Here is a 6,000-nt window from a genome sequence, read left to right as displayed (position 1 = left end):
TCGCGCCAGCGCCGCCACATCTCCTTCTTCCCCGCCGCCGAAAGCCCCGGTCGTCCGCGTTGCGCCACGACGATCCTCCAACCAACGCCGCTGATGCCTGCAAGCATTGCGCTCACCGGTTGAACTCACCGCGGCCTTCTTGAGGATGCTGCGTTCCTCCTCGAGCACGCGCACCTGGCGCCGCAGCCGCGAGAGCTCCTCGCGCTCCCCCGAGGTGAGTACCTGCGACCTGCCTCCGTCCGCATCGGCGCGCTGCACCCACTCGCGCACCGCTGTTTCGGTCAGGTCGAGGTCGCGGCTGACCTCCCCGATGCTCTTCCCGGACGACCGCACCAACGCGACCACCTCAGCCTTGTACTCATCGGTGAACTTTCGACGTTCCCGTCGAGCCATCTGGACCTCCTTCGCGGGGTTGAGCCCCACATCATGGTGGTCCGTCTTATCGGGTCACGCCCACTTCACGGCGACCGCCTGCGCGTCGATGTACTTGTCTCCGCAACGCTGAGGCACCCGGACCATAGGAAGGTCGAGGAACTCGCTCGAGAGGCGAGCATCGACTTCCGGGACGTGCTCATGGTCGAGTACGACGAGCGCATCGACTATCGCGCGAGGCTCCGTTACCTCGGCTTGGACCGCCCCTATCCGGTCACGTGATTCCTCGCGTCCGGGGACATTCACGGGTCCTGGCCGCTCCGTGTTGACCGGAGTCTGTGCGAACTACCAGATCGGCCTGGATGCCTCCGAAGCGGTTCGCCGGTGGCGCCTAGCCTCGATCCTAAGCAGACGCAGGCCGTCTGTGTCCCGGCATGTTCGCCCCGTAAGGTGTCTGGACAGGTGTCAACGAGCAAAAGCTGGAGCGAGCCAGTGGACCGGATGAGTCGTGCACCTCTGCCGGATGTTGTTCGGCGCAACCATCGGTTCTCCTGGGCGCCCTCCCGCCGAATCGGGTGGAAGCAAAAGGGCGTCCCATGGGCGCCGGGTGCGTCGGGCGAGGCGACAATAGCCTGCGACGCACAGACCGCGTTCGACAGCTGGACTACGGCGACGAGCTCGTGGCTGTCGGCGACGCGAAGTCTGGGAGACTGGGATCTCGCCCCTCCACCTGTATCACTACAGCCCCATTGCCCGAGTCCACCGCGATGATCGCAAAATTGGTGCGCAGTCGAGGTCTAACGGTGGAGGCCTGCGTGTCCCCAGGGCCCGGTCCGACCTGATATCCCTGGGCGCCGGCTGGAGCCACCGAAAATACCCAGCAGGTGCACTGCTGCTTTGATGCATCGTCGTTTACCTGCATTAGTGCATTGCCCAGAATCGCGCTCCCTGCAGTGAGTCGACCTAGCGCAACAGTCTGTGCCTTTGCTTCCGACACCGCGACGGACGTCCCGGGCGACACCGGCGTTACGGTGATACCGTGTGCGGCTAACACGGCGACCGGTATCGAGCCACTCTGGCTAGTGGATGCGGGTTTGATGGCGACGACCCCCCCGCAAGCGGTCAGAGCTCCCACTAGCGCAATCAACATGACTCGGCGACACAACCAGCTTCGATGCGAGCGACGAGCTACTAGTTCGGACATGCTGTGTCCCATATGTACTGCGAATCGAGGTACGGTGACGGATAGTTCGACTGCCCAAAGAGCGCGCTTTTGGTGAAATCGAACGCCGTATTCCAATTCTCGTTGAAATAATGCCAGTTTCCCCCCGGAGTGCTCGGATACCAAACGCGCTCGTTTTCCCAGGATTGGTAGTGGGTGCCTGAGTATCCGCCGGCCATTTGGGTGGCGGTGGAGTACGTCTCTCCGCTGATCTGAGCCTCCCCCGGCGTAAAGCCCGCAAGCCTGTTCTCGCCACCAATTATGGAACCGTTTACGTAGAACTTAAATCTCTGAAGCGTGCCCGGGTCCCACGAGACCTCCACCGTCGATGTCGAGTTGATGGGTTGAGGCGAGTACGGTGTCCGATAGAAGTTCGTAGGGCCGCCAACCTCCGTGAAAATGATTCGATTGCTGCCGCTGTACTCGAGCCAACCGACCTGCGCGTAGTACTTCACAGTCGAATCCGTGAGCATGACCCAGCCGGTGGAGAAGTACCCCGCGCTGCCCCCATTGGGATCCACCCAGGGCGAGTAGTTCTTCTCGTCCGCCTTTACACCGTCTGGCACGCCCTCCGGTCCCCCGGTTGGGAATGCGCGCCCTCTCCAACGTGGTAGTTCACCCCGTCTGACGAACGGCCCGGCTGACATCCGTCTCCCCCGCCACTTGCCGTCGCCGTGGCCGGCGCCACGAATGTCGTACCTACCAGGGTGCATGCCAACGCCAGCGTGCTCGCCCAGACAACGTTGAGGCGCTTGATCCGTCGAGGGAGGAGCATCGTGATATCCAACAGTATACGCCTGTCAAATCGCCTTGTTGTTGTGTTCCGGGTGGCCCGTGGTATGAGTGGCACTAACAGGCGACCGGCGCGGCATCCGCAGTCGCGGGCTGAAGTGCAGTCTTCGTCCTGTCGTCCCAGGTCGCGGCGCAGCTTCACGGACCGGTCTCGACGTTCGCTTACAGCGATTTGTCGGCGTCAAGGGTCTGGGTCGCCACCGATGCCGCGGGCTGCCGGAGAGCGCTGTGGCCCTGTAACGGGCAGTCCGCTCTCTGGTGATCAGTGGACGAGGTGACGGTTACAAGCCACGGCTGCCCAGGGGCTCCACTGGTGTCGATATCCAGCGTCCGTCCGCAACACACCGTAATGTTGGGACCGCCGACCCACGGAACCACGACCACGGTCTGTCCATCGACGTTCAGCTGAAGCGTCGGCCGACCACCAAACCAACCGGGCAGCAATATCGCGGCCACGATCGCGATGAGGGCTCCCGCGCCTCCAGCGATGAACGCCTTGCGCATGACGACTGCATTTTCTGCCTGTCGTCAGCGGGAAGCAAGTCCGTTACGCGCCCTCTCTCGGCTACGCCTCAAGGTACATTCGCGAACACTCGCCTGATCGAACGTGTCGTCTTTCGGACCGGCGTGATTAGTCGCTGTCGCCTGACGCGGCCCTGCTTCTAGAGTCGCCTGCATGACCAATGATGAACTGGCCGAAATGGAACAAAGGTGCGATCGGGCCGCGCCGGGACCATGGCGATCCATGGTGGAAGGTCAGGACGATACCAGCGGGGGACAGCTTCATCATGATCGGCGAGGGTCGTGATCGAAGGGATGACGTGTACGTCAACATCGGAGCGATATCGACTCCCACAAGCGATCACGACCTCATCCCTGCCGATCGCCAAGACGTTCCGAAGCTCATCGCCGAGGCTTTATCGCCTCCGACATCTCTCGGCGAGTGAGCCGCAGCGTGCTCAAGTAGACATCGGCCTCTCTGTAACGACATCGTCACCCTGTTCCGCGCCGACCGCCCTCAGCCTCAATGCGATGAGTAGCGCCTGGGTGGCCGACGTCGTGGTTACCGGCCCAGCCGTTGGGTACTTCTTCCTCGCGCTAGTCGTTCCAGCGGGCTTCCTCGTCCGGCTCATCGGGCGCACGAGTCCGCGCATTCATGTTCAGCATCGCTCACGTCTAGAGACAGCGGTCGCTCCCTGGCTATGGACACGACGCAAGCACATGAGCGTTACTGTTCTAGCCGCAGTCACTGCGACGGGCGCAATCGTTTGCGCCCTTACCAATTTTCTTCCTGTCATCACGTTTACCAGGCCGCCGTTGTTTCCGGGCGATCCTTTCGCAGGCCCGCTGGAGCACGATCCGACTGCGAGAAGCCTTGCTCTGGGGCTGGGCATCGTAGTCGCTCTCCTCGCTCTACGCCGCGCAGCTGGCGGAGAGGGCATCACGGTGCCAGTCAACTTGATCCTGGCGACTGTCCTGCTGTTTGTTGCGGCCTTGGCCTTGCAAGACTATCTCTCCAATGCCAACGCAGTGCCGGGCAGGTTCGCCCCGGTCGTGTCTGTCGGCCCTGGACTCTTTGTTCTCCTTATCGGCTCTGCTGTTGCCTGGCTAGGATGCGTTGCGGACCTAGCGAGCGGGCTGAGCCAGGCTCTTCGCTCGGCTCGGCGGGTAGCCGCCGCGGCGCCGGGAGAATGAAGATGTTGGCACACGTCGTTTTCCGGAACTTGGACGGGTCGTTCACTCCCGCCGGCTGGTATTGGCTTCTCATCTCTGGGTGGGTCCTACTGGGCTCGACTGCCTACTTCATCGCGCCGGGCATCGCATTTCGGCTGATAGCCTGGCAGCTACGGCGTCGCAAGCGGAGCAACAACTCGTTCCTCTCGCCCGGCAGACACGAGGCTTGGAAGCACAGCAAGCGAGCGCATTTCGTGGTGCGTTTGGCGAGCGCCGCTCTTGGTTGCGGCGCAATCTGGTTCGCGTCAATGGCCATCACCGCGGCGGCTCGCCAACTCGTCTGAGCGGACGATGTGACCCTGCCAACATCTCTGCCGCTCGACCGGTGGGAGGGTGAATCAGACCGGTCGTTAGCAGCCAATGAGGAATGCCAGCCCGGGCGCGCCGGTGTTGCCGGAAGCGTGCTTGCCTGCCCTGCTGCGCCCTCGCTCAGTTCGGTACCGGTCGCCGATGGACGCGGCACGGACACGTCATGGACAGACGCCGCGTGTCTCGAGCTTGTGTAGTTCCGGTTGAAGGGCGACACCGGAGTTCCGGTACAACCTTGACACCGCACGGCGCGGAGGCGTGTCTTCCTTGAATGCGCGTTGTCAGGAGGGCAGTGGCGGCGGCGGTTCCCGACCTGGAATGCTGTTGGATGGCCCGCAAAATATAGACACACCTGTTTGGATGCTTCTATTGTTTGTCAAGCGGCAACGGCGAGTTCAGGCCGAGGGACGAGCTCGCGGTACACCTCGCGTGCCACGTAGCGCTTGAGGCACCAGATGATCTCCCGCTTGGATAGCCCCTCCTGCGTGCGGCGGGCCATGTAGGCCTTGGTCGACGGATGCGTGGCCAGACGGACGATCACGACGCGCCAGAGCGCGCAGTTGGCCTGGCGATCTCCGCCTCGGTTGAGCCGATGCCGCCCGGTGGTCTTGCCCGAAGATGCTGGCAAGGGAGCGGCACCGCAGAGGTTCGCGAAGGCGCCCTCGGAGCGAAGCCGCTCGGGATTGTCGCCCGCAGCCACGAGCATGGCTCCCGCGACATCGGTCCCGACCCCGGTGAGCGCACAGAGTGTTGGTGCCACGGCGCGCACCAGCCGGTCCAGGTCGCCGTCCAACGCCGCCAACTCGGTGGTTAGCAGCTGGTGCCGCTGCGCCAGGCCCTTCAGAGCGAGCTTCACGGCGGCTGCGACGGTCGTGACCCGCCCGGGGCGCATGTTCGCCGCGGTTTCGACAAGGCGGTCTCGTGAGAGCGTGCGCAGCTGCTCCCGGAGATCCGCTGGCGCGGTCACCAGCAGAGCCTTCATCTGCTGAAACGTCTGGGTGCGCATCTTCAGCGCAGACCGCCGTGCCACGCGCAGCGCGCGGATCATGCCGACGTGGTCCGTGTCGCCCTTGGCAATGCCGCACGCTTCGCCGGAGAGCACGGCACGAGCGGCAGCTTCAGCATCAACGGGATCCGACTTGCCGCGCGCGTACCGGGTCCGGCGGTTGGGGCGGTTCACCTCGATGACTGTGCAGCCGGCCACGTCCAGGAAACGAGCGAGCCCAGCGCCATATGACCCGGTTCCCTCGACGCCGAACCGTGGATCGTTGCCGAGGCTGCGGGCCCACTCCAGCAAGCGACGATATCCGGCCGGCGTGGTGGCGACCTCGAGGTACCCGAGCGGCCGCCCGAGATCGCTGGTGAACGCGGCCGCGACGTGCGCATCGCCGTGGGTGTCCACGCCCACCGTGACGCCGTGCTCGGCCTGTGCCATGCTGCCGGAAGCCATCCTCATGTCCTCATGTCCCCTCTGTGTTGCAGGGTCTGACTGGGGTTGGTGAGTCAGCGGAGCGGGCGGACAGCACTGGGACGAGCTACGCGAGCACGCTTCTATCAACTCACGTTCCGCT

4 protein-coding genes are annotated in these 6,000 nt (G+C 63.7%); 1 reads left to right on the top strand and 3 read right to left on the bottom strand.

All coding sequences use genetic code 11. The features are described from left to right. Nucleotides 1-393 (bottom strand): transposase (locus JF886_RS04270; RefSeq protein ID WP_337309945.1); only part of this gene is annotated, 393 nt, incomplete at its 3' end. A gap of 33 nt (nucleotides 394-426) precedes the next feature. Between JF886_RS04270 and JF886_RS04265 the strand changes: the two genes are divergently transcribed. After that, nucleotides 427-654 carry a hypothetical protein gene (locus JF886_RS04265; RefSeq protein WP_337309943.1) on the top strand — a complete coding sequence of 76 codons (228 nt, stop codon included), beginning with the start codon at nucleotides 427-429 and terminating at the stop codon, nucleotides 652-654. Nucleotides 655-1,563: 909 nt separating this feature from the next. On the opposite strand, the gene JF886_RS04260 is transcribed toward JF886_RS04265, so the two are convergent. Together JF886_RS04260 and JF886_RS04255 are read right to left on the bottom strand one after the other, a co-directional pair. Continuing rightward, a complete protein-coding gene (locus JF886_RS04260) occupies nucleotides 1,564-2,160 on the bottom strand; it encodes a hypothetical protein (RefSeq protein WP_337309941.1) in 597 nt (198 codons plus the stop codon). Nucleotides 2,161-4,805: 2,645 nt separating this feature from the next. Continuing rightward, nucleotides 4,806-5,864, bottom strand: coding sequence for an IS110 family RNA-guided transposase (locus JF886_RS04255; RefSeq protein WP_337309939.1), 1,059 nt, complete (start codon nucleotides 5,862-5,864; stop codon nucleotides 4,806-4,808). Between the last annotated feature and the right edge of the window lie 136 nt (nucleotides 5,865-6,000).

Source organism: Candidatus Aeolococcus gillhamiae (assembly GCF_016464765.1).
Lineage (GTDB): Bacteria > Chloroflexota > Dormibacteria > Aeolococcales > Aeolococcaceae > Aeolococcus > Aeolococcus gillhamiae.
The sequence above is the reverse complement of the archived record's forward strand: the minus strand, read 5'-3'. Positions and strand labels throughout refer to the sequence as shown.

Coding starts and splice junctions, on each gene's coding strand:
- JF886_RS04255 (WP_337309939.1), bottom strand. CDS start 5,864: ATGGCACAGGCCGAGCACGGCGTCACGGTGGGCGTGGACACCCACGGC.
- JF886_RS04265 (WP_337309943.1), top strand. CDS start 427: ATGGTGGTCCGTCTTATCGGGTCACGCCCACTTCACGGCGACCGCCTG.